The sequence below is a fragment of the Candidatus Nitrososphaera sp. 86-2 genome (genome assembly GCF_056726185.1).
Genome location: NZ_JBWZON010000001.1, coordinates 455283 through 476905 on the forward strand (window position 1 = coordinate 455283; position 21623 = coordinate 476905).

The 21623-nt window shown below is 55.4% G+C and carries 23 protein-coding genes and 1 tRNA gene; 15 read left to right on the plus strand and 9 right to left on the minus strand.

What is annotated here, in order from left to right:
* Nucleotides 1-51 precede the first annotated feature (51 nt).
* Nucleotides 52-696: a DUF4443 domain-containing protein gene (locus ACYOR7_RS02810; protein ID WP_294804601.1), complete on the minus strand. Its 645-nt coding sequence runs from the start codon at nt 694-696 to the stop codon at nt 52-54.
* 112 nt (nt 697-808) lie between these two features.
* Between ACYOR7_RS02810 and ACYOR7_RS02815 the strand changes: the two genes are divergently transcribed.
* From ACYOR7_RS02815 to ACYOR7_RS02860, 10 genes are all read left to right on the plus strand, one after another.
* Nucleotides 809-1030 (plus strand): CbtB domain-containing protein, encoded by a 222-nt coding sequence (locus tag ACYOR7_RS02815; RefSeq protein WP_294804603.1) that lies wholly within the window; start codon nt 809-811, stop codon nt 1028-1030.
* A gap of 15 nt (nt 1031-1045) precedes the next feature.
* Nucleotides 1046-1774, plus strand: coding sequence for a CbtA family protein (locus ACYOR7_RS02820; RefSeq protein WP_294804605.1), 729 nt, complete (start codon nt 1046-1048; stop codon nt 1772-1774).
* A 45-nt stretch (nt 1775-1819) separates the two neighbouring features.
* Entirely contained in the window at nt 1820-2242 is a 423-nt protein-coding gene (locus ACYOR7_RS02825) for a type II toxin-antitoxin system RatA family toxin (protein ID WP_294804607.1), read from the plus strand.
* Nucleotides 2243-2270: 28 nt separating this feature from the next.
* The gene (locus ACYOR7_RS02830; protein WP_294804609.1) at nt 2271-3512 is read left to right on the plus strand and encodes a glycosyltransferase; all 1242 of its coding nucleotides are present in this window, start codon (nt 2271-2273) and stop codon (nt 3510-3512) included.
* A 79-nt stretch (nt 3513-3591) separates the two neighbouring features.
* Complete coding sequence (gene sso10a / locus ACYOR7_RS02835) at nt 3592-3900, plus strand: Sso10a family chromatin protein (RefSeq protein ID WP_294804611.1); 309 nt, start codon at nt 3592-3594, stop codon at nt 3898-3900.
* Nucleotides 3901-3945: 45 nt separating this feature from the next.
* Nucleotides 3946-5160 carry a S1C family serine protease gene (locus ACYOR7_RS02840; protein ID WP_479913057.1) on the plus strand — a complete coding sequence of 405 codons (1215 nt, stop codon included), beginning with the start codon at nt 3946-3948 and terminating at the stop codon, nt 5158-5160.
* 56 nt (nt 5161-5216) lie between these two features.
* Nucleotides 5217-6398 (plus strand): 7,8-didemethyl-8-hydroxy-5-deazariboflavin synthase CofG, encoded by a 1182-nt coding sequence (cofG, locus tag ACYOR7_RS02845; RefSeq protein ID WP_294804614.1) that lies wholly within the window; start codon nt 5217-5219, stop codon nt 6396-6398.
* Nucleotides 6388-7650, plus strand: coding sequence for a 5-amino-6-(D-ribitylamino)uracil--L-tyrosine 4-hydroxyphenyl transferase CofH (gene cofH, locus ACYOR7_RS02850; protein ID WP_294804616.1), 1263 nt, complete (start codon nt 6388-6390; stop codon nt 7648-7650). Before cofG ends, cofH begins: the two co-directional genes overlap by 11 nt.
* 60 nt (nt 7651-7710) lie before the next feature.
* Nucleotides 7711-7845: transfer RNA gene (locus ACYOR7_RS02855), tRNA-Trp, on the plus strand.
* 424 nt (nt 7846-8269) lie between these two features.
* Nucleotides 8270-8761, plus strand: a complete 492-nt coding sequence (locus ACYOR7_RS02860) for a cupredoxin domain-containing protein (RefSeq protein ID WP_294804618.1) — start codon at nt 8270-8272, stop codon at nt 8759-8761.
* On the opposite strand, the gene ACYOR7_RS02865 is transcribed toward ACYOR7_RS02860, so the two are convergent.
* From ACYOR7_RS02865 to ACYOR7_RS02875, 3 genes are read right to left on the minus strand one after another with little or no spacing between them, the layout of a single operon-like run.
* Nucleotides 8758-8892, minus strand: coding sequence for a hypothetical protein (locus ACYOR7_RS02865; protein WP_294804620.1), 135 nt, complete (start codon nt 8890-8892; stop codon nt 8758-8760). The two genes, ACYOR7_RS02860 and ACYOR7_RS02865, sit on opposite strands and share 4 nt — an antisense overlap.
* A 24-nt stretch (nt 8893-8916) precedes the next feature.
* The gene (locus tag ACYOR7_RS02870; protein ID WP_479913058.1) at nt 8917-10116 is read right to left on the minus strand and encodes an alanine dehydrogenase; all 1200 of its coding nucleotides are present in this window, start codon (nt 10114-10116) and stop codon (nt 8917-8919) included.
* 38 nt (nt 10117-10154) lie between these two features.
* Entirely contained in the window at nt 10155-10424 is a 270-nt protein-coding gene (locus ACYOR7_RS02875; RefSeq protein ID WP_294804624.1) for a hypothetical protein, read from the minus strand.
* A gap of 147 nt (nt 10425-10571) precedes the next feature.
* On the opposite strand from ACYOR7_RS02875, the gene ACYOR7_RS02880 reads away from it, so the two are divergent.
* On the plus strand, nt 10572-10790 hold the full coding sequence (locus tag ACYOR7_RS02880; protein ID WP_294804626.1) for a hypothetical protein: 219 nt from the start codon (nt 10572-10574) through the stop codon (nt 10788-10790).
* Here the strand turns inward: ACYOR7_RS02880 and uvrC are convergent.
* Genes uvrC through uvrB form a run of 3 tightly spaced genes read right to left on the minus strand, consistent with a single transcriptional unit; the run spans nt 10777 to nt 17262 of the window.
* On the minus strand, nt 10777-12387 hold the full coding sequence (gene uvrC, locus ACYOR7_RS02885) for an excinuclease ABC subunit UvrC (protein ID WP_479913059.1): 1611 nt from the start codon (nt 12385-12387) through the stop codon (nt 10777-10779). The two genes, ACYOR7_RS02880 and uvrC, sit on opposite strands and share 14 nt — an antisense overlap.
* Nucleotides 12384-15242, minus strand: a complete 2859-nt coding sequence (uvrA, locus tag ACYOR7_RS02890; RefSeq protein WP_479914444.1) for an excinuclease ABC subunit UvrA — start codon at nt 15240-15242, stop codon at nt 12384-12386. Before uvrA ends, uvrC begins: the two co-directional genes overlap by 4 nt.
* Before the next feature lie 10 nt (nt 15243-15252).
* Nucleotides 15253-17262 carry an excinuclease ABC subunit UvrB gene (gene uvrB, locus ACYOR7_RS02895; RefSeq protein WP_479913060.1) on the minus strand — a complete coding sequence of 670 codons (2010 nt, stop codon included), beginning with the start codon at nt 17260-17262 and terminating at the stop codon, nt 15253-15255.
* A 70-nt stretch (nt 17263-17332) separates the two neighbouring features.
* On the opposite strand from uvrB, the gene ACYOR7_RS02900 reads away from it, so the two are divergent.
* Together ACYOR7_RS02900 and asnB are read left to right on the plus strand one after the other, a co-directional pair.
* On the plus strand, nt 17333-17461 hold the full coding sequence (locus ACYOR7_RS02900; protein ID WP_294806617.1) for a hypothetical protein: 129 nt from the start codon (nt 17333-17335) through the stop codon (nt 17459-17461).
* 99 nt (nt 17462-17560) lie between these two features.
* The gene (asnB, locus tag ACYOR7_RS02905; protein WP_479913061.1) at nt 17561-19201 is read left to right on the plus strand and encodes an asparagine synthase (glutamine-hydrolyzing); all 1641 of its coding nucleotides are present in this window, start codon (nt 17561-17563) and stop codon (nt 19199-19201) included.
* Nucleotides 19202-19325: 124 nt separating this feature from the next.
* Here asnB and ACYOR7_RS02910 read toward each other — a convergent pair whose 3' ends face one another.
* A complete protein-coding gene (locus tag ACYOR7_RS02910; protein WP_294806623.1) occupies nt 19326-19877 on the minus strand; it encodes an ArsR/SmtB family transcription factor in 552 nt (183 codons plus the stop codon).
* Between the two features lie 106 nt (nt 19878-19983).
* Here ACYOR7_RS02910 and ACYOR7_RS02915 point away from each other — a divergent pair, with 106 nt between their 5' ends.
* Nucleotides 19984-20301, plus strand: a complete 318-nt coding sequence (locus ACYOR7_RS02915) for a hypothetical protein (RefSeq protein WP_294806625.1) — start codon at nt 19984-19986, stop codon at nt 20299-20301.
* 10 nt (nt 20302-20311) lie between these two features.
* Here ACYOR7_RS02915 and ACYOR7_RS02920 read toward each other — a convergent pair whose 3' ends face one another.
* The gene (locus tag ACYOR7_RS02920) at nt 20312-20680 is read right to left on the minus strand and encodes a phosphomannose isomerase type II C-terminal cupin domain (protein WP_479913062.1); all 369 of its coding nucleotides are present in this window, start codon (nt 20678-20680) and stop codon (nt 20312-20314) included.
* Nucleotides 20681-20895: 215 nt separating this feature from the next.
* Between ACYOR7_RS02920 and ACYOR7_RS02925 the strand changes: the two genes are divergently transcribed.
* Nucleotides 20896-21588, plus strand: a complete 693-nt coding sequence (locus ACYOR7_RS02925) for an HD domain-containing protein (RefSeq protein ID WP_479913063.1) — start codon at nt 20896-20898, stop codon at nt 21586-21588.
* The last annotated feature ends 35 nt before the right edge of the window (nt 21589-21623 follow it).

Sequence of the window (21623 nt, forward strand, 5' to 3'; positions counted from 1 at the left end):
AACTACACTTGGTGCGTGTGTATGTAAAGCACATGACAAAATCTTGTGATATTATCTATCGTGCTTTTCGTGAGCCATTATGGTGGCAAGGGCCGCGCTTTTTGCGGCAAGCTCGGCCACCTTGCCCTTTTCTGCGCTCCCGATTATCACCGCGTCGCCTTCCTGCGGCTTTAGCGTCTCGGCAAGCTCTTTTTTGAGCATCTGCTCCTTTTTCAGCGGGTCCTGCCCACTGTCGGGCATGGCAAACCTGCCGTCCCGGTACAAAAGGGTGGTCGCGCCAGTGGCGCCCATCTTTATTGCCGCATCGCGCTGCTCAATCCCAGACCTGACTGCAAAGCCAAACTCGCGCAAAAGGACTGCATAATTGTATCTGCCAAGTGCTACCTGCAGCCGCGGTAGGTCCATCTCCGCCGGAATTGCTGACGCAAGGCCCTCAAAGATTCCCGTGCCCTTGGCGGTCATTTTCGTGCCGCCGTTTGAAGTCTCTATCAGGCCGCCCATCTTCATGTGCTTGACAAGCGTCTTTACCGCGCCACCGCCGAGGGCAAGCTCTCTTGCAAGCGCGTCCCTGCTCACGTGTCCGCGCCTGCTCATCAGCTGCATTGCCACAAAGACGTGCACCTCGCCAAAGGAGAGGAGCCTGCTAGGGGCGTACCTGCTCGCCACTTTTTCAAGCGCCCGTACATAGGTGTGCACCCTCTTTGAATGCCAAGACGGGCATTTATGCGCCGCGCAGGAGTTGGATAAACCGTCCAGTTGGACAAACTATCTCATTCTTTATATAGCGCCCACCTGCAAGCGAAATAGAATGTCATTTATTAACCAGATCGCACGAGCAACGGAAGGCGTTCCCAAGGTGGCCGTCGGCATTCTGCTTGGCATCCTTGTATTCGGCATCTTTGTGGTGGGCTTTGACCAGGGCCAGCTGTTCGCGCTGGCGCAGGGCGGTTCTGCCGACCCATCCAGCCCCGGGCTGATGCACGAATTTACGCACGACACTAGGCACGCTGCAGGATTCGCATGTCACTAAGGTCTGAGAAACTAGATGAAGACCCTCACTTTTATTGCCATTTCTCTTTTATCTGGAATTATCGCTGGAACCGTTCTGGCGCTTGTCAACCAAGTAGTTGTAGGGCCGTTCATCGAAAGGGCGATAGGCATTGAAAACCAGAAGGCAATAGCGCAGGGCGAGATGATAGACCCCGTCGCCATGGACGCATACAGGCTGTGGCAGAAGGAAGGAAGCGTTGCCGCAGGCGCGCTCCTTGGGCTTTCGTACGGCGCCCTTTTGGGCGTGGTGTTTGCATATTCCCGAAAGAGCCTCCCGGGCAAGAACCACGTCGCAAAAGCGGTAGTGCTTGCCGGGATAATGTGGGTCGTGATATATCTTGCAGTCGCAGTAAAATACCCTGCAAACCCGCCAGCAGTCGGCAACCCGGACACAATCAACCTGCGCATGACACTCTATGTCGCCATGCTGGGGATTTCTGGCGCCGCGGCGCTTGGCTCTGCGTTCATTTACAAAAAGATGGGATCAAAAAGCGCGGCAAGAAAGGCAGTCGCTCCCGCAGTGTACGTCGCGGTGGTAATTGCGGCTGTCTTTGCGCTTCCGGCAAACCCCGACCCGGTCACTGCGCCCATGGACCTCGTCAACGGCTTTAGGATTGCAAGCGCCTCCACAATGGCGATGTTTTGGCTGGTCCTCGGGGCGGTCCTCGGCGTGCTGTGGGACAGGACAAAGCCACACGAGACTGCGACTGTAAAGGCGCTCTAGACAAATAAGAGATATACCCGGCAACCTGATACCGATCTCGATAAAATGCCAACAATAAACGTCAGCCGTGAAATCGGGGCGCCGGTCGACAAGGTCTGGAACATAATCTCAGACGTCGACAACGAGGCGCAGTACTGGCACGGCACCAAGTCGGTCCGCAACATCCGCAAGGAAGGCAGCGTCATCCAGCGTGAAGTGGTTATCGCATTCAAGGATGCCAAGACGATGCAGACAGTCACCCTGAACCCGATGACGTCTGTCGACACAAGGATAACCGAAGGGCCGATAACCGGGAGCAGGATAGTGACCCTGAGTCCTGCAGAAGGCGGCAGCAAGACTAGAGTCGATGTGGCATGGGATTTCAAGCTTGCAGGTCTGCTGTCAGTCTTTGGCGGGATGGTGAAAAAACACATCGCCGAAGGGACCGAGCAGGCCCTGGAAAGGATAGCGGCCAAAGCAGCCGAATAAATAACGTCTCTCTTTACACAAAAGCTGCATGGAGCCTGCTGCTCTGGATGTGGCGATAGCGGCTGTCAATTTCGCGCTTGCAGCCATACTTGCCGGGGTATTTGGAGTCTGGGCCTACTTTCTTGCGTACATGGCAAAATCGTTCAGCCTTGCGCCAAGGATGGAGGATTTTCTTCTTGCACCTGCTGCCGGCAGGCCGAAGGTGAGCGTAATACTGCCGGCGAGAAACGAAGAGAAATACATTGCGCGCTGCCTCGACACGCTCCTTGCGCAGGACTATTCAAACTTTGAGGTAATTGCGATAAACGACAACTCGACTGACGGGACGGGCGAGATAATCCAGTCTTATGCAGCCCGGGACAGCCGCATTGTGTACGTGAGCACGCCTGCCAAGCCGGAGGGGTGGGCCGGCAAGAACTGGGCCTGCCACCAGGGCTACAAAAAGGCGTCAGGCGAGTACCTGTTTTTCACGGACGCAGACACCGAGCACGCGCCAAACGTCATGTCGCTTGCCGTGGGGCACATGCTCTCGGAAAGCCTCGACGCGCTGACTGCGATACCGCGGCTTCTCTGCAACGACTTTTGGACAAAGGTTACGCTCCCGGGGCTTTCCACTTTCCTGCACACCCGGTTTTCACCTCTGCGCGTGAACGACCCAAAGCAAAAGACCGGCTACTTTTTCGGCAGCTTTTTTGTGATAACCAAAAAGACGTACGAGGCCGTCGGCACGCACGAGGGAGTCAGGCAGGAGCTCGTGGAGGACGGCGCGCTTGGAAGCAAGGTCAAGGCCGCCGGCTTTCGCATGAAGATGGTGAGGGGAGAACAGCACGTCGAGGCAGTGTGGGCGCGGGACCTTTCGACCCTGTGGCACGGCCTGCGCAGACTTGCAATCCCGCTGTACCACCAGGACCACACGGGCGCCCACCTGATAGCGGCCGCGGTGTTTTTCATAATGCTCGCCCCGTTCCTGTTCCTCGCCTACACGGTCCCGGCGTTTGCCTTTGTCCCCAGCGGCGGCCTTGCCGGGCTGTCGGCGACAGTCCTTGCCGGCGTCCACGCCGCCACGATCCTGATGCTGCTCATGACCACCGCCATCCAGAGCAAGCACGGGGTCATGCAGAGCCCTGCCTACGCGCTGGGCTCGCCCCTCTCTGGCGCTCTCATCTACCTGGGGTTTGCCTCTGCAATAGTCGATGCACGCAAAAAGGATGCGGTTAGCTGGCGCGGCAGGCAGTACACGGTGAGCGAAAAGCAGGACTTTTTGCACTGAAACAGGCTTGAAACGGCCGTTCCAGCTGCAAATTCCGCCCTTCCCCTAATTTATTGACCAGATGATACGTACGGCAGAAATGTCAATACCAGAACGCAAGAACAACAGGGGAAGGATACAGATAATGGGCGACGTGCTCGGACTCGCCACGTCGGGGATACGCAAGACCCATATCATGTACCGGGCCAACCTGAGCTACGAGCAAGTGCACCAGTACCTGTCGGAGCTCATCGAGCGTGGATTGCTTGAACAGCACGCAACGGACGAGGGAGTGGTGTACAGGACTACAGAGCGCGGCAGGGAGTACATCTACTTTTACGCAAAGCTAGTGGACTTTCTCGAAATCCCGCAGCAGACTGGCCTTGAAATGCCGTACCTGAGCAGGTAACCGGGGAAAAAGATTATTAGCATTAACGGGGTTTTTTCCTTCAGGTTGCACAAGGGATTACTTGCAGCGGCAATAGTCGTCGCTGCAGTCGCCATCTTTTTCGCTTATTCGCAGTTCAATCCCCTGGACTTTGCGCCCAGAGGATCGCTGCCGGACGTTTCAAAGCTGATAACCGACACCAACAACACCGACAACCCGCGCCAGGGGCTCCAGAACAGCGCCTTTGAAGTGGGGCGCGTCAGCACTGTTGCGGCCGCAGATTCGGAACTGACTCTTCCAGACCTGTTTGACAAGGCCGAGCCGTCAGTGGTGCAGGTGTCTGCAACCAGCGACACCTCGGAGCAGGGCAAGCTCGGCTCGGGCTTTGTGTACGACGACAACGGCCACATCGTGACAAACCTGCACGTCGCGTCGGGCTCTAACCAGCTTGACGTCACGTTTGCCGACGGGACGGTGTACAGCGCAACTGTCATCGGCTCTGACCCATTCACGGACCTTGCCGTGCTTTACCTAAAGGACGCGCCAAAGGACAAGCTCGTGCCCCTGCCACTTGCAGACTCGACAAAGATCCGCGTGGGTGAGCAGGTCGCGGCGATAGGAAACCCATTTGGGCTCTCAAGCTCGATGACTGCCGGCATAGTAAGCGGCGTCGGTCGCCTTATCCCGTCGCAGGACTCTGGCCCATTGCCGTTTTTCATTCCGGATATCGTACAGACCGATGCGCCGATAAACCCTGGCAACTCGGGAGGCCCGCTCCTTGACACGCGGGGCGAAGTGATAGGTATCAACACGGCCATCCGCTCGACCACCGGCGAGTTTGCCGGCATAGGCTTTGCGGTCCCGTCAAACACCATAAGCAAGGTAGTGCCGTCCCTGATAAAGAGCGGCAAGTTCCAGCACCCGTGGGTCGGCATATCTGGAGCCGACATGACGCCCGCTCTGGCAAAGGCGCTCAACCTGAAGGAGCCCCGCGGCGTCCTCGTGGTCGAAGTCATCGGCGGAAGCCCCGCGGAAAAGGCCGGCATCAAGGCCGGCACCAACACTGTCCGTGTGGACGGCCGGCAGGTGCCTCTTGGAGGCGACATCGTGCTAGAGCTTGACGGCCACCAAGTGAGGAAGGTCGACGACATACTCGTGTACCTTCAGAGGGAAAAATCGGTGGGAGACACGATGGACGTCACCGTCCTGCGCAACGGGCAACTGCAACACATCAACCTGCACCTTGACGCAAGGCCGTCTACGACGCAGGAATCGCAGTAGCACCCTAGCGGCAGGACATTGTGTTTATTAGACGACCTCGCGATAAAATCACACAGATGCTTGCCGACACAGAGACGCTCTCTAGGGCTATTGAAAGGCCCAGCGCCATCACCCGTCACGACGCGGCACGGCTGATGGCCGAGTGCCCGACAGAGGATCTCGTGGCGGCGGCAGGCAAGGTGCGCGATCTGACCAGGCCAGGAGTTGTGACCTATTCCCGAAAGGTGTTCATCAATCTAGTCAATTTATGCCGGGACACGTGCTCGTACTGCACGTACAAAAAAGAGCCAGGCGACCCGATGCTCTCGATGCTCCGCCCGGACGGCGTACTTGCGATAGCCGAGGCGGGAAGGCGCGCCCGGTGCACGGAAGCGCTGTTTGTCACGGGCGAGCGCCCCGAGCAGAAATACAGCGAGGCAAGATCGTGGCTGTCGTCGCTTGGCCACTCGTCCACTGTTGATTATATCCAAGAAATGAGCGAGCTCGTCCTTGAAAAAACAGGGTTGCTTCCACATACAAACGCCGGCAGCATGACGAAAAAAGAGATGGCGCAGCTGCGCGACACCAACGTCAGCATGGGAGTGATGCTTGAAACGTCGAGTGAGCGGTTGATGGGGAAGGGGATGGCCCACGAGGGAGCGCCGAGCAAGAACCCAAAGGTGAGGATAAAGACGCTAGAGGGCGCCGGCGAGCTAAAGATACCGATGACAACCGGTGTGCTTGTCGGAATAGGCGAGACTCCGGAAGAGCTAATCGACTCGCTGTTTGTGATAAAGGAACTACACGAAAAACACGGACACATCCAGGAAGTGATACTGCAAAACTTTGAGCCCAAGCCGGACACAGGAATGGCAAACTTTGCGTCAACTCCAAAAGAATATTTCCTGCGCGCAGTCGCGCTGTCGCGCCTCGTGATGCCTGCGATGAACATACAGGTGCCCCCAAACCTAAACCCTGCAATATACGGCCGCTACCTTGACGCCGGCATCAACGACTGGGGCGGAATATCGCCAGTCACTATAGACCATGTCAACCCCGAGTTCCCCTGGCCCACCATAGATTCTGTGCAAAAGGTCACGGAGGAAAAGGGCAAGAGCCTGCGCGCCCGGCTGCCTGTTTACCCTGAATACCTCAAAAAGGATGGAGGATTTATATCGGAACGCCTTGAAGAGTATGTGCGCTTGTTTGCTGATGGCTCGGGCCTTGTGAAGGAGGATTATCTAAATAATGGCTCTTGAATCGATGCTGAAAAACGCCGACCCTGTGGTGGCGTCTGCGCTTGACCGCGCCCTTGCCGGCAAAGACATTACCGTTGACGAGGCAATCGCGCTCTTTGACTGCACGGGCCTGGAGATGAACCTGCTTGTCACCGTGGCAGACGTGCTCCGGCGCCGGACAGTGGGCGACATTGTCACGTATGTCGTCAACCGCAACATCAACTTTACAAATGTCTGCATAAAGCAGTGCGGCTTTTGCGCCTTTTCACGCGATTTTCGCGAGGAGGAAGGCTACTTTTTACCAAATGAAGAGATAGTAAGGCGCGCCAAGGAAGCAGCGTCGCTTGGCGCGACAGAAGTCTGCATACAGGCGGGGCTCCCGCCCAAGATGGACGGCAACCTCTACGTCGACATCTGCAAGGCTGTGAAAAAAGACCTGCCGGACATGCACATACACGCCTTTTCGCCGGAGGAGGTGCTGTACGGCGCGGTGAGGTCCAATACGCAAACTTATGATTATTTAAAGATGTTAAAGGAGGCCGGGGTCGGCAGCCTCCCGGGCACCGCGGCTGAAATCCTCGACCAGCCATTACGCGACGTGATATCTCCGGGCAGGATAAACGTCAACGACTGGGTCTCGATAATCAAGCAAGCACACTCGCTTGGCATCGCGACAACGTCGACTATAATGTACGGCCACATCGAGACTTCGCGCCACAAGGCAGAGCACGTCGCGCTCTTGCGCGAAATCCAAAAGGAAACACACGGCTTTACCGAGTTTGTCCCACTGAGTTTCGTCCATACGGAAGCGCCGATGTACAGCCACCACACGGTTTCGGGGATACGCGCCGGCGCGGACGGCAACGAAGTGGTCAAGATGCACGCGGTGGCGCGGATAATGCTGAACAACCACATACCGAACATCCAAGTGTCGTGGGTCAAGGAAGGGGCGAGGATGTCGCAGCTCCTTCTTGCTGCCGGCGCAAACGACTTTGGGGGCACGCTGATAAACGAGAGTATCTCTACTGCGGCAGGCGCGCAGCACGGCCAGCTGATGAGGCCAAAGGAGATAAGGCAGCTGATACGCTCGTCAGGCAGGGTTCCGGCACAGCGCTCTACCACGTACAAACTGCTAAAGACCTACCGCGACGAAAACGACGAGACAGAATCCGCGCTTGACAGCGCAGACCCTGCTCAATTTGGCTCGTACCAGCAGCTGGTGAAGCTGGACAAGTTCCGCTACAAGGATGCCAAGAACAAGCCGAGCCAGTAAAGAAAGATAAGACTTATACAGACATGTTCGCGCTATCAAAAACACACGATGCCACTTGGTGGGGTCGTAGCGAAGCCAGGCATCGCAACGGGCTCCAGATCTAACAAAAATGGGCTAGTTAGAAAAGAAACCCGTGGGTCAAGGGTTCAAATGATTGCGGTTAGCCCCGCGTCAGGACAAATCCCTTCGGCCCCACTTTTGTATTCTTTCAAGCCGGACGATGTCGTCATTACTTCTTCTGGCTTGCTTGTTATTGCTGTCAAAATCTGACAGTGGCAGCTACAGCCGGAGGAAAATGGACACCGCGCAGTGCCGGTAAGGTTAGCTGCAACATCACTGCCGACTTTTTTTCCACTTGCACGCAGCCCGGAAAATTTCCGGCTACCCAAAATAATATCAATAAGCTGTCACTCTACTAGAACAATGGCAGCTAAAAAGGCAAAGAAGTCCAAGGCAAAACCGAAAAAGAAGTAATTTTCGGTAAGCTTTAGGCGCTGCTTTGGCCGCAAGCCGCGCCAGTACATGTCCGGCGGCCGTACGTCTTTTCCACAACAACATTATCAACTTTTGTCCGAACGTTTGGACTAATTTCCAAATAAAACTCTGCTATATACGCGGCGTGCAAGCCGCAAGAAACCACACTGCGGGAATAAGCATGGTTGCGTTCATAGTCGCAGTCACAGTCAGCCTGGCGTACTACCAGTACGTATACGTGCCAGAGGCCAACATGACCCCCTACGTTCCAAAAGAGGTACGAAACCCCGAGCAAACCACGCAGATAACCATAGTAAAGGACGCAGGCTTGGAATCAAACCCCAAGAACTTTGTCCCAAATGACGTGCGCGCCGTCCTGGGGCTGTCAAACAAGGTGACTTGGACAAACCAGGATTCCAATTTTCATACCGTGACGACTGATGACGGCGAAAACTATGTCGACGCCATAAACGGCAAGTTCGATTCGCAGGCGCACCTTGACGATACCACAAACGGCTTTATCGCCCCTGGCAGCTCGTGGTCATTCACGTTCACAAAAGCCGGAGACTATCACTATCATTGCGTCCCGCATCCTTTCATGCAGGGCGTGGTCCACGTTGTAGAGAACTTCTCCTAGGTGGAGCAATGGCCGTCACTGGACCCGCAGCCGCAGCATCCTTTGTGGCAGTGGCCTTCCTTGTCGTGGTAGCCGTACTCGTGCTGGCACGCCGGGCAGAGCGCGTGCGAGTCTCTGGCAGCAGCTTCCAACGTTCTCTTCGAACAAAAGCGCGGCTAAAAGACCTTTGCATGGGGCATGTTGTGCGCTCTTGCAACTGCCTCATCAAGAATTTTGCCGCCTGAGATGCTGGTCGCGCGTACAAGCTCCGGCCTTGCCTGGCCGGTAGCGATGGCCCTGACATAGTCGGTTATCGCGTTTGAAAGCGCCATTGACGCATAGCGGGGGACAATGGACGGCATGTTCGGGACACGCACAAAGACGTTTCCGAAATAGTCTATCTGCGCCGGCGACATTATCGTGCCCATGCTCTGCGGCGCGTATTTGCCAGTCGAGTCGACAAACGGGAAATTTCCTCCCTGGTCGATAGAAATATCGACTATCACCTTCTTGCGCATCTCAGACGCGTCCTTTAGCGTCTTTTCGTCAATAACCCTGTCCGCCTTTTCCTTGTCGTACGTGGCGCCGATTATCGCGCTTGCACCCCTTATTGTGTCATAGTCGGCGCTTGCCACGATCGAGCACCTGCCAAGGCCAAGCTCCTGCAGGTATTTCCTGCGGCTGTCCCTCTTTTCTATTATCGTGAGTTTTGCCCCGAGCGCGTGGCACGTCTTTGCGGCCATCTCGCCCGCGGTACCGCCCCCAAATATCACCGCCTGCTTGTCCTGCAGAGACAGGCTGCTTGCCAGCGCGGCGTCCACCTTGCCCTCTGTTATTCGCTCAAAATCCTCGACGAACCTTGTCTTTATCTGGTCTGCCCCTGCCTTCATCCGGAGTGACCTGTCGTGCCGGAAAGCATAGTTGTGGAAGAACCCTGCCCATACGCCGGCAAGGGTTCCGGCAATCCTGCTCATGGGCATCAAAAGGGGCGTAAGGCCGTTTCCGTCCACCACCTTTTCAAACGAGATGAATGTGGCGCCCGAGTTTATCGCGGCATCAGTCAGTTCCCTGCTTGACTCGAAATGGTTGTAGCCGAAAATCACGTGCCTCGGCAAGACGTGCACGTGCTCGCCCTTGCCTACCTGCAGCTCCTTTACCTTGACCACCAGGTCTGCCTTTGAATATAGTTCCGCCATGTCTTTTGCAATCTGCGCGCCCGCAGAGACGTATTCGGCGTCTGAAAAGCCACTCTTTGCGCCTGCATCCCGCTCGACTGCCACCTTTATTCCTGACGCGACCAGCGACGCGATAGAGCGCGGGGTGAGCGCGACCCTGTTTTCATAGTCTTTTATCTCCTTCGGGACGCCTATTGTCAACGCAGGCTATAGCCAAAATTTCCTATTATTATTTTTCCCTAGTGTATGACCTTGGATATTTCCGCAGTCGAGCCAAAGGTGTCTTTTGCCTCCGGGATGTGCCTTTCGATGGCCTTGTGGGCCGAGTCGACAAACACCATCGCCGGGTCCTGCTTCTTGAAAGCCTTCAGGAGCTTGCGCGCAGAGGAGCCCAGCTTTTCAAAATAGATGGCCGAGCTCTCCTCGATTATCATGTCTGCGTCGCGGCACGAGATCCCGTTCTTTCTCAAGTGCTGCTCCAGCTTGCTTGCAAAATGGGCAAAATGCACCGAATATGGGTTATCGTCAAAAGCTGACGTGCCTCTCCACCGCTAGTATATGCGCCTACCATGCATTTTAATTTTGCATATTGCGCCTCTTGCTGTCTCGATATAAAGTTTAAGACGCAGGATGCACACACACTTTACTGCATATATATGGTAGAAAAGAGCCCCGGCCCGAGCACCGACCTGTTCGTGTGGCCCTTTGTGGCAGGCAAGATGGCGACCGAGATGGCCCTGACGGCGTCGGTCTCGTTTGCGAGGATGGTCCAGATAGCGGCCCAGTCTACAAACACTGCCCTTGACAAGTACATCGAGCTTGCAGAGCAGGAGATGAAGAGGGCCCAGCGCAGGGAAAGCGTCAAGGTCGAGTGAGCCTTCGCAGGCTCTTGTTGTATGCAAGGCCGAACCTGTGCGCCTCGTCGCGGGCGTATTGCAGCATCCTTAATGCCGCGCTCCTCCTTGGCAGGACTATTGGCTCTTTTGCATCCTGCATATAGATCTCCTCGTTTTCCTTGGCAAGGCCGACGCACTGCACTATGAGGCCCGTCGACGCAAGCGCCGCAGTCGCTGCTCCTAGCTGGCCCTTGCCGCCGTCTATCACCACGAGGTCGGGCAAGTCCTTTGCGTCTTTGTATCTGCGCCGTACAAGCTCTCCAATCATCGCAAAGTCGTTCTGGCCCTTTACGGTCTGTATCCTGAACTTGCGGTAGCCCTCCTTGTGCGGCCTGCCGTTTACAAAGCGCACGCTAGAGCCCACCGCAATGTCCGTCCCCAGGTTAGAAACGTCAAAGCAGTCGACTGTCTCTGGCATGACTGAAAGCGCAAGTGCCTGTTTCAGCTCGACTACCGCCGGCGCATAGCCCCGCTCGACGTACATCGCAAGGTTCTTCATTATCAGGTCGACCAGCTGGCGCCTCTCGCCCGAACTTCCGGCAGTCCTTATCTTTACCGGGTGTCCCGCAAGCTTTTCAAGCGACATCAAAAGCACGCCTTTTTCCTCCGGTTCTTCGCTTGTGAATATCATCTGCGGGATCGCAGGAACCGACGAATAGTACTGCAGGAGAAACGACGAAAATGAGTTGTCCGCCACGATGTCAAACTCGAATTTTTTCCTGTCGCTTATGACGCCGTGGGTGCGCTTGAGCGCCATGACGTGCGCCACGCCCTTTTTCTCGTCACGGATTATGCCGACGTACTCCTCATGCGGCCTCTTTGCCGCCTTTTCCATCTTTTGCCTTATGCGCAGGTCGCTCAGGCGGTACAGGGTGTCGCGGATCTCTTTTGCGCGCTCGTAGTCGCCAATGTCCGACGCGCGCCTCATCTCGACTTCCATCTCTCGCGCAAAGCGCTCGACGCTGCTCTTGCCCTCAAGTATCTCTCGCAGCGACTCTATTCCTTCCATGTATTTTTCCCGCGTCACGTTTGCGATGCACGGCGCGTCGCAGTTCTTGATAAAGTACTGCAGGCAAGGGAGCTTTGGCAGGCGGGTGCACACCCTGACCTTGAACAGCTTGCGCAAGAGTCCTATCGTCAGGTACTTTGAACTGCCACGCACGAATGGACCGTAGATCCTCCCCCTTGGGCCTGAGAACTCGCCGTTTCTGTTCCTCCGGGCAACAAGCAGCCGGGGAAATGGCTCGTCGGTTATCTTTAAGTACGAATACCCGCTGTTGTCCTTGAGCGCGATGTTGAACGCCGGCCGATAGCGCTTTATCAGGTTCGATTCTAGCAGGAACGCCTCTGTCTCGTTGTCAGTGACCATGAACTCGATGTCGGCTATCTCTAGCACGAGCCTTGCCGTCTTGTCGTCGTGGTCGCGTTTTGTGAAATAAGAGGCGACGCGCTTGCTTAGGTCTTTGGCCTTGCCGATGTAGATTATCTGCCCCTTTGCGTCTTTCATAAGATAGACGCCCGGGTTTTTTGGGATGCGCTTTTCCCGAAGGACAGTTGTAGTTATCATCGTCGTCATTGCCTGCGCCGCACCAGCCTCTGGTCCATAGCAAGTTTCTGCTTCAGGTACTGGCCAGTGTAGCTTGCGGTGTTTTCGCTGACCTGCTCGGGCGTGCCCTCGGCGACTACCGTGCCTCCACCCTCTCCTCCCTCCGGCCCGAGGTCCACCAGCCAGTCAGCCGAGGCGATGACGTCGAGGTTGTGCTCTATTATGATGGCCGTGTTGCCAAGCTCCACCAGCCTCTTCAATACATGCAAAAGCTTGCTCACGTCAGCAAAGTGAAGGCCGGTGGTCGGCTCGTCGAGTATGTAGACGGTCTTGCCCGTGTCGCGCCTCGATAGTTCTGCCGCAAGCTTGATCCTCTGCGCCTCTCCTCCGGACATCGTGGTCGCCGGCTGGCCGAGGCGCAGGTACCCAAGGCCCACGTCGTTCAGGGTCTGCAGCTTCTTTGTTATGGCAGGTATGTTTTCAAAGAACGACAGCGCCTCTTCTATCGTCATGTCGAGCACATCTGAAATCGTCTTGCCTTTGTATTTTATCAATAGAGTCTCCGAATTGTATCGCCTGCCCTTGCACTCGTCGCATGTCACGTACACGTCGGGCAAGAACTGCATCTCTATCTTTTTGACGCCTCCTCCCTCGCACGCCTCGCACCTGCCCTCTGATACGTTGAACGAGAACCTGCCGGCGGTGTAACCCATCTCCCTAGCGTGCGGCGTCCTTGCAAACAGCTCGCGAATGGGAGTAAAGGCGTTGACGTAGGTCGCGGCGTTGGACCTAGGTGTCCTGCCGATTGGCGACTGGTCGATTCCAATCACCTTGTCGACGTTTTCAAGCCCTGAAATCCTGTCGTGCCCGCCCGGCCTGTCCTTTGCGCCAAAAAAGTGACCTGCAAGTGCCTTGAACAGTATGTCGTTTACAAGGGTCGACTTGCCCGAGCCGGAAACGCCGGTGACGACTGACATGCAGCCGAGCGGGAACCTCACGTCGATCTTTTTCAAGTTGTTTTCCTGAGCGCCGTGCACGGTGATCCACTTGCTTGGTTTCTTGCGCTCGTGCATGTGCGCCGCAGTCTGCTCGCCACGCAGAAAAGCGCCTGTGACAGAATCGCCGCTAGAGATAATGTCAGCAAGCGTCCCAGACGCCACTATCTGTCCTCCGTGTATTCCTGCCCCTGGCCCGATGTCTATAATCCAGTCGGAGCTGCGTATCACCTCCTCGTCATGCTCTACAACCACGAGTGTGTTATCAAGGTCGCGCAGTTTCTTTAGCGTGTCTATCAGCCGCGAATTGTCGCGCTGGTGCAGGCCGATTGTCGGCTCGTCAAGGACGTAAAGCACGCCGGTGAGGTTAGAGCCTATCTGCGTCGCAAGCCTTATCCTCTGCGACTCGCCTCCGGATAGAGTCGCGCTCATCCTGTTGAGCGTAAGGTAGTTCAGGCCGACGTTTCGCAGAAACTCTAGCCTCGACATTATCTCCTTCAGTATAGTCCGGGCAATGTAGCGCTCTGTCTCTGACAGCTCTATGTTCTGAAAGAAACTATAGCAAGAGTCTATCGACAAATCGCAGACCTGCATTATCGACCTGTCGCCTATCTTGACAGCAAGTGCCTCTTCGCGCAGGCGCCTGCCTCCGCAGCGCTCGCAGGGCCGCTCGCGCATGAACTGCAAGAGGTCCTCGCGTTTGCTCTCCGACTCGGTCTGCCTGTACGTGCGCTCTAGGTTCGGTATCACTCCCTCGAACGTGCCATTGTACTCCCAGCGGCTGTCGGAATACTTTGACTCGTACTTGAAGTGGATGTTCTCGTCGGTGCCGTACAGGATGACGCTGAGCTGTCGCGGAGTCATCTTGGCGACAGGCACCGAAAGGTCAAAGCCGTATTTTCTGCCAACGTCCTTTAGCATCGAGGAGCGGAAAGTGGCAAAGTGGCCCGTCCACGGCTTTATCGCGCCCTCCAAGATGCTCTTTTGCTTGTCAGGTATTATCAGTTCGGGGTCGAACTCGATTTTCATGCCGAGGCCGTTGCATCCCTGGCAGGCCCCAAAGGGCGAGTTGAACGAAAACGTGCGGGGCTCTATGTCGCCTATGCTTATCTCGCAGTGGGGGCACGCGTTTTTCTGCGAGTACATCGTGTCCTTGCCGTCGACTGACACGACGGCGGTCCCACCTCCGACCTTGAGGGCCGACTGTATAGATTCAAACAGCCTGCTCTTTTCTTCCATCGACGGCTTTAGCCTGTCTACGATTACCTCTATCGTGTGCTTTTTCTGCTTGTCAAGCCTCGGCGTCTTGGGTTTTTCCTCCTCTTCGAGGTTCGTGACCTCGCCGTCGAGCCTTATGCGTGAGTAGCCCTCTTGTTTCAAGTCGTCGAACAGCTTTTCGTAGGTGCCTTTTTTTGCCTGCACCACGGGCCCAAGCACCATCACGCTCTTGCCCTCTGCCGTCTTTAGCACCGACTCTGTTATTGAATCAACAGACTGGCTTGCGATGCGCCTGCCGCATTTTGGGCAGTGCGGTATCCCAATCCTTGCAAAGAGCAGGCGCAAATAGTCATAGATTTCAGTCACGGTGCCGACGGTCGAGCGAGGGTTCTTGCTGGTGGTCTTTTGCTGGATGGATATGGCCGGCGAAAGCCCGTCTATCGAGTCGACGTCGGGCTTGTCCATGAGCTCCAGAAACTGCCTTGCGTACGCCGACAATGATTCAACATACCTGCGCTGGCCTTCCGCGTATATCGTGTCAAACGCAAGCGTAGATTTTCCCGAGCCTGACAAGCCGGTAATCACGACGAGCTTGTTCTTTGGTATCTCGACGTTGATATTTTTCAGGTTGTGCTGCCGCGCGCCTCTTATGATTATCTTGTCGTGAGCCATCATATAGTAATCATGACACCTCCGTGATAGGAGTCGCGTCGCCAATCGCCCTTTTTATCCTTGCCAACTTTTCCCTGAACTCTATGGCCTTTTCAAATTCCAGCTCCTCTGCGTATTTCTTCATGGTAGCCTCTGTCTCTATCGCAAGCTTTAGCAGGTCGCGCCGAGTCATCGACTTTGTCTCTGCCGCCTCTGCGACCTCTTCCGGCGCGGTGCTTTCGGGCACCGGCTTGACAATCGTCTTTGGAGTTATCTTGTGGCGCCTGTTGTAGTCGAGCTGGCGCTTGCGCCTGCGCTCCGTCTCCTCAATCGCTTCCTCCATAGACTCTGTCATCCTGTCAGAATACATTATCACCGTGCCGTCTAGGTTCCTTGCCGCCCTGCCAAAGGTCTGTATTAGGCTGGTAGTGTTGCGCAAAAAGCCCTCCTTGTCGGCGTCCAGAATCGCAACTAGCGAGACTTCTGGGATGTCAAGACCCTCCCTCAAAAGGTTGATGCCCACGATGACGTCGAATTCGCCGAGGCGCAATTGCCTGATAAGCTCTGTACGCTCTAGTCCCTCTATCTCGGAGTGGAGATAGCGCACGCGCACCTCGTTTTTCGCCAAAAACTCTGCAAGGTCCTCTGCCATCCTCTTTGTCAGGGTGGTCACGAGCGTGCGCTGGCCGTGCTTTGCCCTTGCCTTTATCTCGCGTATGAGGTCGTCCATCTGATCCTTTGTCGGCCTGACCTCCACCTGGGGGTCCACAAGTCCGGTTGGCCTTACTAGTTGCTCGACGACCTGCCTGCTGGTCTTTAGCTCGTACGGGCCCGGAGTCGCGGAAACAAACACCGTGTTTTTCAGGTATTTCTCAAACTCTTCAAATTTCAGGGGGCGGTTGTCAAACGCGCTCGGCAGGCGAAAGCCAAAGTCCACAAGCGACTTTTTGCGCGTGTGGTCGCCGGCGTGCATACCGTGCAGCTGTGGAAGCGTGACGTGCGACTCGTCTATTACAAGGAGAAAGTCATCGCCGAAAAAGTCCAGCAGGCAGGACGGAGGCTCGCCCTGCTTTCTTCCGTCAAAGTGGCGGGAATAGTTTTCAATCCCTGAGCAATAGCCAAGCTCCTCTATCATCTCCAGGTCGTATTTCGTCCTTGAGGCGAGGCGCTGCCTCTCTAGTTCCGAGGGCAGCTGCGGCAGCCACTCTTGCAACTCACCCTTTATCGACCTGACGGCCTGCTCGCGGGCCTCCTCCGCGGTGATGTAGTGCTTTGCAGGAAATATCCTTACTGCGCCCGTGTCGCGAAGTTTCTTCATGCTGACGTGGTCGTGTATGCTTATCCTCTCTATCTCGTCGCCGAACATGGACACGCGGATGACGTCGTCAGAGTAGCCCGGGATTATGTCAATCGTGTCGCCCTTTGCGCGAAACGTGCCCGGTACTAGCGCAAGGTCGTTTCGCTCGTAGCGCGCATCAATGAGGCTCTTTATTATCGCCTTTCTGTCGATTACGTCGCCCCTTGAAAGGGCTATGCTGCTTCCCTCCCATTCCTCTGGCGAGCCTAGCGAGTAGATGCACGAAACGGTCGCGATTATTATCGTGGGCTGGCCTGACATGAGCATCGCAGTCGCCTCCAGTCGCATCTTTTCGATTTTTTCGTTGACCTCGGTGTCCTTTTCGATGTAAGTGTCTGTCTGCGGGATGTAGCTTTCCGGCTGGTAATAGTCGTAGAAACTGACGAAATAACCGACGTTGTTTTCAGGAAAGAACTCTTTAAACTCGGCGTACAATTGCGCCGCAAGGGTCTTGTTGTGCGATATTACAAGCGTGTTTTTGTTCGTCTTTGCGACGACGTTTGCGATTGTAAATGTCTTGCCGCTTCCAGTCACTCCAAGGAGCGTCTGCCTTCCGCCCTTTTTCACACTCTGGGCAAGCTTTTCTATGGCCTCCGGCTGGTCGCCGCTAGGGGCAAACACGTTTGCGAGGATGAATCTTCCCGTGGATGAGAGCAAGGGGCAGTAGATTTCCACTTCGAGCATATATTGTTAATGACTCACGCACGCAAACACAAACACTTATCCGCCGGCGCATTTGCACCTGTCAGACGTTATGGCAAACAAAAGGTGCGTCAGCTGCAAGCAAGAAGTGGACGAAAGCAATTTCGTTGGAAACCAGTGCAAGGACTGCCATGCGGCATACCTAGAGTCGCTTGGCGGCGAAGACCAGTACTCGTCATAAAAAAGACGATGCGGCACAATCCCTGCAAACTCTTTTAAATTATGTACGGGTACTTTTTGGCAGATGCCTGACAGCGTGTCAGGTTTTGGTTAAAGAAAAATGTGTGGAATTGCAGGTGTATTGAGCAAACGTGGAGGGAACGTCGCGCCGCTTGTTGGCTCGATGCTTTTTAGCATGGCAAGCCGCGGGCCGGACGGCGCCGGCGTATCCTTTGAAGGGCAGGTGGTGCGTTCGCAGTCAGTTGCAGACCTCGATCTCGGCACGATGCGCGCCCAGAGCGTCATCGGCCATTCGAGGCTTGCAATCGTGGGGGGGACATGTGGAACGCAGCCGTTCCGGAGCTGCGACGGCAGGCTGACTCTGGAGCACAACGGCGAGATTTACAACTACAAAGAGCTAAAGGCGCGCCTTTCGGGGCGCCACACCTTTACGACAGAGACTGACAGCGAAGTCATTGTGCACCTGCTTGAAGAGCATTACAATTCATGCAATGGCGACCTCCTTGAGGCAGTCAAGAGGACCGTGGCAGAACTTGACGGCGTCTATGCCCTTGCGATACGGGACGAGGCCGCTGACACAACAGTGCTTGTGCGTGACAGGCTAGGGGTCAGGCCAATGTACTATGCGGAAAACGAGCAGATGGTGGCGTTTGCGTCAGAGCGCAAGGCGCTCTGGGCAGTGGGCCTGAAGGAGCCAACTCTGCGCGTTCTTCCCGGCCACGCCCTGATAATCGAAGGTGCACGGACCAAGCCGCAGGTGCAGATTGCCGGCCTGCTGAAAGCGCAGGTAGTGCACAGGACGATGGCTTCCGCTGTGGCGGCCTATGAAGACACTCTTGTCGCCGCGATGAAAAAGCGCACGCAGGACGTAGATCGCATCGGGATAATATTTTCCGGTGGAATCGACAGCGTGCTTGTGGCGTACCTTGCAAGCAAGATGGTGCCCAAAGTCATTTGCTACACATGCGGAGTAGAGGGTTCAAGCGACCTAGAGTTTGCGCGCCAGATTGCAGACACGCTCGGCCTTGAGCTGCGCGCAAACGAGCTTTCGCAGGACAGAGTCGAGCAGCTGGTGCCGGAGATAATTCGCGTAATAGAGGAAAGCAACGCGGGCCAAATTGAAGTCGCCCTGCCGGTGTACGGCGCGGTAGAGCTAGCAAAGAAGGACGGGATAAGGATAATGCTGACAGGCCAGGGCGCAGACGAGCTTTTCGCCGGCTACAACTGGTACTCGTGCGTGGCAGAGCGCGAAGGCTACCGCAAGCTGAGAACGCGCATGGCGCAGGACCTCTCACTTCTGTACAAGGAGACACTTGAGCGCGAGGACAAGATAACGATGGCGCACAGCATAGAACTGCGCGAGCCATACCTTGACATGTACGTGATAAAGGCGTCGATGGAAATGGACCTGCGTCTAAACGTCAGGCCGAACGACAAGTTTGGCAAGCGCGTCCACAGGAGGCTTGCGGAGAAGCTGGGCATCCCGCACGATGTCGCCTTCAGGGTCAAAGAGGCCGCGCAGCATGGCTCGGGTATGCACGACATGCTTGAAGCAGTCGCCAGGAAGAACGGCTTTGACGAAGAGGCGATAACGGCGCGCTACCTGACGGAACTGCAGTCCAAAGAAAAGATGGGAAGCTCGCAGCGGTATGGATACCTGTTTGAAAAAGAAAGCAAGCTGTGGGTCGCAGAGCCGCACGTGCAGATGTACCTCGACAGCATCGTGCACAAGGCATCCTGAAATTGGCGCCGGCTGCTTCGAGGCGACTGACCCTGCGCAACACCAACAAAAAACTCTATATCGCAATAATAATCGCGTGCGCCCTGGTGTCGTCGTCAATAGTACTACTGGTGCTCGCCTGAGCCTACTTGCGCTTTTGGCGCACACCAATCGCGCTCTTGCCGCCAAGGGCAGCTATGGCCTTGCCGTAGATCTCGTGGATGGTCTCGTCGCTTCCGTACGGGACTTTTTTCTTCTCGTACGCCTTGGCAGCGCTCACCAAAAGGCGCGACAGGTTGTCAGATATCGCGTCGACTGACTGCGAGTCGTGGGCGTCTATCCCCAAGTCGTGCATCGAGATGACCGACCTTGCGCGTTCTAGGCTCTGCGGGTAAAAGTAGCGCGCGATGTCCTTTGGAAGCGCGTCAATGTCATACACGAAAAGGCAGGCCGCCGGCGAAAAGAACTTTTGGATTATGCCGTGCTCCTCTGCGACCTTTTTGGTCAGCATGACAAGATCGTATTCCTTAAGTATCTTCATGTGGTAATTGAGCGACGCGTCAGACAGCCCGAGCTCGTCGGCAAGCTGCGCCTGGGTCATTGGCTTTTCGCGCAACAAGCTCAGTATCGCCCTGCGCATCGGATCTACAAGCACCTTTGCGACCTGCGGATCTCTGACCACATATACCGCTTTCATGGACCGCATGGGTTATTTCTATTCAAGATATAACCTTAGTGCTTGTATGTAATTAGCTAACATATGACCATTAGACTTATCTAACCGCTCCGCCTCTTTAACAGGTATGGCACAACAGATTCCAAACAACTGCGACCCCGTGCTGGTGGAGATAGCACGGGAAGTGTGTTCAAAGGAAGGCCTTGATTTTGAGTCGCTTACGCTCCACCAAACGCGGGGTCTGATGTACTACTGGTGCTCGACCTGCTCAGGGACGCATCCGCTGACCGACCTTGTGATATTGAAAAAGAAAAAGGTGTGCACCCACTGTGACACGCCTGTCAAACTATATGCGACAAGCAACAAGTTTGGCAAGCTCCGCAGGGCGATATTCTTCAAGCACCTCGCAGGGGCTATAACCGGAAAAGACTCTGACGACGACTGACCGAATAAAACTAGGCATAAAGGACGTCTTTCGTCCTTCCAAAGTCGTCCTCTATCCTGACAATATCGTCTTCGTCGAAATGGCCGTACGATATCTCTAGAACGAGGGCATCTGAACTTTTTTTTGCGGCAAGCCTGTGCTTGGCGCGAGTAGGTATCTCAAACTCGTCACCGGCCTTGCCCGTAAACGTCTTGCCGTCTATCTGAACAATTGCCGGCCCTTTTACCACCTTCCAGAACTCCCTGCGCTTTTCATGGTACTGCAAAGAAAGCCTGCTTCCGGCTTTGACGTGGATGAGTTTTACCGTGCACGGGTCGTTTTCGTTGAACTGCTCAAACCATCCCCACGGTCTCTGCTCTCTGTTTGTTGTTGTCGCCATCTTTGCCATATCTTTTCACATCAGTCATATACTCAAAGGAGCGCCAACGCTTGCCTGCGTCAAGGACACCACCACCCGAGCCTCAACAACGGTGCGGCAAGCGCCGGTCGCTGTAGAATATCGACGAAACAATAATTTTAAAGAGTTATGAACAAATCATCTAGATCTTCCTAGAAAATCTTTTCTTGCAGTTCTACGCTCTAGAGGGTACCATCATGGCCCCAACTACTAGGGCAAGCAGGAGTGAGTTCCTTTCGTTCCTTGAAAACGAGGGCAGGCTCCGGCCAGACAGCCTGATAGAAGGCGCGATAGAAATTGCAGAAGAGGTACACGCCGGCCTTGTCAGGGAGGACGGCCGGTCGCCGTTTCTTGAAACACATACTTGGCCCGTCGCCATGGACGTGGTGGCGCACTACCGGTCAAACAACAGGGGCATAACCGGAGTCGAAGTCGCGTCGGCGATACTGCACGACGTGATGGAAGACGACGAGCGCATCCTCAACCTGCACGAGTCCAAGGCGTACGGGTTTGAAGCGTACCTTGCATACCGCTTTGGGGCAAAAGTGCAGAGAATAGCAAGCGACCTGAAGATAAAGCCGCTTGAAATCTTTACCGGCTGGACCGAAGACGACCGCAGGGCCGCGCGGTTCTGGGACTATTGCAACCTCCTTGCAAAGGCAGACTATGATGTCAAGGTGATAAAACTCGCAGACCGGCTCAACAACATGGCGTTTGCCTATCAAAGCCTGCCAGGGCACGAAAAGCAAAAGCGCTACGTGCGCGAGGCGGAGGACTTTTACCTCGCCTACGCGATGCTTGCGCCTAGCATGCCGCAGTTTTACGCGAGGCTTCGCAAGGCGTACGAGGCTCTGCGTTCGCAAAAGCAAGTGGCTGCTGCCACCGTGTAATACATGGCAAAACCATTTAAAGGAAAACAATGGAA

Bases quoted from the DNA above. Each gene is read 5' to 3' on its own strand.
- ACYOR7_RS02815 (WP_294804603.1), top strand. From the start codon at position 809: ATGTCATTTATTAACCAGATCGCACGAGCAACGGAAGGCGTTCCCAAG.
- ACYOR7_RS02820 (WP_294804605.1), top strand. From the start codon at position 1,046: ATGAAGACCCTCACTTTTATTGCCATTTCTCTTTTATCTGGAATTATC.
- ACYOR7_RS02825 (WP_294804607.1), top strand. From the start codon at position 1,820: ATGCCAACAATAAACGTCAGCCGTGAAATCGGGGCGCCGGTCGACAAG.
- ACYOR7_RS02830 (WP_294804609.1), top strand. From the start codon at position 2,271: ATGGAGCCTGCTGCTCTGGATGTGGCGATAGCGGCTGTCAATTTCGCG.
- sso10a (WP_294804611.1), top strand. From the start codon at position 3,592: ATGTCAATACCAGAACGCAAGAACAACAGGGGAAGGATACAGATAATG.
- cofG (WP_294804614.1), top strand. From the start codon at position 5,217: ATGCTTGCCGACACAGAGACGCTCTCTAGGGCTATTGAAAGGCCCAGC.
- cofH (WP_294804616.1), top strand. From the start codon at position 6,388: ATGGCTCTTGAATCGATGCTGAAAAACGCCGACCCTGTGGTGGCGTCT.
- ACYOR7_RS02880 (WP_294804626.1), top strand. From the start codon at position 10,572: ATGGTAGAAAAGAGCCCCGGCCCGAGCACCGACCTGTTCGTGTGGCCC.
- uvrC (WP_479913059.1), bottom strand. From the start codon at position 12,387: ATGACGACGATGATAACTACAACTGTCCTTCGGGAAAAGCGCATCCCA.
- uvrA (WP_479914444.1), bottom strand. From the start codon at position 15,242: ATGGCTCACGACAAGATAATCATAAGAGGCGCGCGGCAGCACAACCTG.
- uvrB (WP_479913060.1), bottom strand. From the start codon at position 17,262: ATGCTCGAAGTGGAAATCTACTGCCCCTTGCTCTCATCCACGGGAAGA.
- ACYOR7_RS02900 (WP_294806617.1), top strand. From the start codon at position 17,333: ATGGCAAACAAAAGGTGCGTCAGCTGCAAGCAAGAAGTGGACGAAAGC.
- asnB (WP_479913061.1), top strand. From the start codon at position 17,561: ATGTGTGGAATTGCAGGTGTATTGAGCAAACGTGGAGGGAACGTCGCG.
- ACYOR7_RS02910 (WP_294806623.1), bottom strand. From the start codon at position 19,877: ATGAAAGCGGTATATGTGGTCAGAGATCCGCAGGTCGCAAAGGTGCTT.
- ACYOR7_RS02915 (WP_294806625.1), top strand. From the start codon at position 19,984: ATGGCACAACAGATTCCAAACAACTGCGACCCCGTGCTGGTGGAGATA.
- ACYOR7_RS02920 (WP_479913062.1), bottom strand. From the start codon at position 20,680: ATGGCGACAACAACAAACAGAGAGCAGAGACCGTGGGGATGGTTTGAG.
- ACYOR7_RS02925 (WP_479913063.1), top strand. From the start codon at position 20,896: ATGGCCCCAACTACTAGGGCAAGCAGGAGTGAGTTCCTTTCGTTCCTT.